The organism is Pseudomonas emilianonis, assembly GCF_023072625.1.
Taxonomy (GTDB): domain Bacteria; phylum Pseudomonadota; class Gammaproteobacteria; order Pseudomonadales; family Pseudomonadaceae; genus Aquipseudomonas; species Aquipseudomonas paraveronii.
Window position 1 is genome coordinate 1 of sequence record NZ_JAKNRV010000508.1, and the last position, 2876, is coordinate 2876.

General features: G+C 61.2%; 4 protein-coding genes. 2 read left to right on the forward strand and 2 right to left on the reverse strand.

What is annotated here, in order from left to right; genetic code table 11:
- Positions 1-687, forward strand: a 687-nt coding sequence (gene tagQ, locus L9Z73_RS28450; RefSeq protein WP_247408119.1) for a type VI secretion system-associated lipoprotein TagQ, incomplete at its 5' end; no start/stop codon positions are given.
- 124 nt (positions 688-811) lie between these two features.
- Positions 812-1186: a helicase gene (locus tag L9Z73_RS28455; protein WP_094774023.1), complete on the forward strand. Its 375-nt coding sequence runs from the start codon at positions 812-814 to the stop codon at positions 1184-1186.
- 108 nt (positions 1187-1294) lie between these two features.
- Here the strand turns inward: L9Z73_RS28455 and L9Z73_RS28460 are convergent, their stop codons facing one another.
- Positions 1295-2695 carry an aminoacyl-tRNA deacylase and HDOD domain-containing protein gene (locus L9Z73_RS28460; protein ID WP_247408121.1) on the reverse strand — a complete coding sequence of 467 codons (1401 nt, stop codon included), beginning with the start codon at positions 2693-2695 and terminating at the stop codon, positions 1295-1297.
- Between the two features lie 77 nt (positions 2696-2772).
- On the reverse strand, positions 2773-2876 hold a 104-nt coding region (locus L9Z73_RS31665; RefSeq protein ID WP_430624323.1), incomplete at its 5' end, for a hypothetical protein.

Here is a 2876-nt window from a genome sequence, read left to right on the forward strand (position 1 = left end):
CTGACCGGCGACTCCGAGAAGCGCGGCCGTAACGCAGCGATTGGTGCTGCGGGTGGCGCCCTGGTCGGCGGCGCGGCGGGTTACTACACCGAGCGTCAGAAGCAGGTAGCCGATGACAACCAGCGCATTGCGTCCTACGCGGCTGACGTGAACAAAAGCGCCTCCGACATCGATCGCAGCACCGCCTATGCCAAGGCCTCCCAGCAGTGCTACCAGAGCGCGTTCACCAAGCTGGTGGCCGACCGTAAAGCCAAGACCGTCAACGACACCGAAGGCCGCAAGCGCCTGGCGGAAATCGTTTCCGGCCTGAAGGAATCCAATGACCTGATCGTCGCGGTCAATGGCAAAGCCAGTGAAGACCTGAACAACTACACCCAGGCTTACGAGAAAGACCTGCAACAGGTTGGCGTGCAGCGCAACGACGTGGTCACCGTGGCGACAGCGGATGCCACTCCGGCGGTCGTACCGGCCAAGAAAGGCAAATCGACCAGCAAAGTCGTGACCAAGCGTCCGCCGCTGCCTGTGGTGCCGAAAGAAGCGGTCGCCACCGAAAAAACCTTCCAGACTGCCCAGACCAAGCAAGCTGAAAGCAAGCAGGTCGCCAACGCCGGTAAAGCGCAGATCGAAGGCACTTGCCGCGATCCAAACCTGGCCGACTGGGCACCGGTACCTTGCCCGAACGTATAAGCAAGTTGTTGCTATAAGCGTTAAACGCCAACCGATCTCCCGCTAAAGCGCGAGGTCGGTGGCGTTCTTTCGGCAAATTGCTACACTGCTGCGGCCACTCAATAATTACACCGAGGCCGTGTGCATGAAATTTCGTTTTCTCCTCTGGGTACTGGGCCTGATGATGGGCAAAGCCAGTCGCACCAACCCTGCGTTCCAGCAGCAGTTGGGTGACAAAGACCTGGCGTTCCAGTTGCAGACCCTCGACGGCAAGGTTGCCCGTCATTTCATCGTCAAAGACCAGCGCATCACCAGCCGTTCGGGTGTTCACCCCGCGCCGGCCTTCGCCATTGCCTTTAAAGATGCCGCCTACGGCTTCGCCACGATGCAGGCGAAGAACAAGCAACTGGCGTTCATGACGGGGATTCAAGACAAGTCGATTCAGATCAAGGGCAACCCGGCGCTGGTGATCTGGTTCCAGGGGTTGACCAAGTATTTGAAGCCGAAGAAAAAGAAGTAGACCGAGGTGGATTCATCGGGGGCAAGCCCCCTCCCACACTTGACCGTGTTCGCAGATCAAAATGTGGGAGGGGGCTTGCCCCCGATAGCGATCTAACAAGCTACCGATTCAGCCCTGGCTGAACTGCGAGGCCAATTCGCGCAACAGCACCTCGGCATCCAGCACCTTGGCCACGACTTCTTCAGCCTTGTCATGGCTCAAGCCCAAACGTTCAAGCAACTCGTCGGGGATGGTTTCATCCGGCCCGGACCCGATGCCTCGGCTGCGCAGCAGGCGCACGGCCAGGCACACCAGATTCGGGTACTCGGCGTATTGGCCGTCGTAGAACGGATCGTGCTGGAAGCGCAGGGCGGTGGACAGTTCGTCCGGCATGTCCCAGTAGCGCATCAACCAGGCGCCGATCTGCTCGCGGCTGATCCCCAACAAGTGTTGCTCCACAAAGCTGTGGCACAGGTGCGGGTTGACCTCCAGGTGTCGGCAGATCAGCGAGAAGTGCGGCGGGAATACGTGGGCCAGCAGCAGATAACCAAAGTTGTGCAGCAGGCCGGCCAGGTAGGTCAAGCCGGCTTCCGGGCGTTGCGCGCGCGGCATCGCGCGGGTCAGGCCTTCGATGACGGCGGCGGTGTAGATCGACTGGTGCCAGTACGGTGTGGCGTGGTGCGGATGGTCCTTGGGCAGACTCAGGGTTTTGCCCAGGGCCAGGCCCAGCGCCAGGTTGATCACCAGGTCGAAGCCCAACACACGCACGATCGCGTCTTCCACCGAGCGGATTTTGCCCGGCGAGGCGTAATAGGGCGAGGCGGCCCAGCTGACTACTTGGGCGGCCAGCGACGGGTCGGTTTCGACCACGCTGGTGATGTCTTCGATGGTGGCGTTGGGGTCGACGCGCAGTTTGATGATCTTCTGCGCGGTGTCGGCCAGCGGTGGAATCTCGATGGTCGCTTCCAGGCGCTGTTGGATGCGTCGGGCGGTAAACGCCTGCATGGCCTGCGAGATCTCCTCGCGGTCATCATTGGGCCGGTCGAGGTTGGGACGGATGTTGCTCAGCGGCTCGCCGAATTGCGCGGCGCTGGCCTTGGTCAGCATGGTCTTGAAGTCGACGCTGGCGATCTCCAGCAGCAAACCGGCTTCACCCGAGTGAACCAGCAGGCTCGGCTCATTCAGCAGGCTGCCTTCATACAGGCAAGGTGAACTGGTCAGCGCCGGCAGGCCGGGCAGCAGGCTCAGGTCGTGCTTGCCCAGCATGCGTTCGATACGCTCCGGTGACACCGACGTCAGGTGGCGGCCGGTGAGTTCGGTGAGGCGGTTGAGGTCGAGCAACTGGCTTTGAGGGAACAGCACCATAAGTGCGCCCACCGCATCCTCCAGCAGCACCGCCTGGACCTTTCGTGCAGGGTTCAGGCCCGGATGTTCGGCGACTTCCGTGTAGCTGATGGAGAGCTTCGCGAGCAGCGCCCGAATAACCGGTGGTGCGGTCAGCGGTGCGGTGGTGTGGGCAACTTCTGACATGGCCTGATCCAATTTCGTACAGTCTTCGGAGTATAACCAGCTTGATACATATGTTGGTCGGATAAGTGAAACAGGCGTCACACTTGGCCGTATTGCTGCCCATGCCGGAGCCATCGGTCCAGCAGCGGGCTGACGTGATCCGGCCAGCGCTCGAGCAAGGCTTGGGCCGCGTCGCGCACCG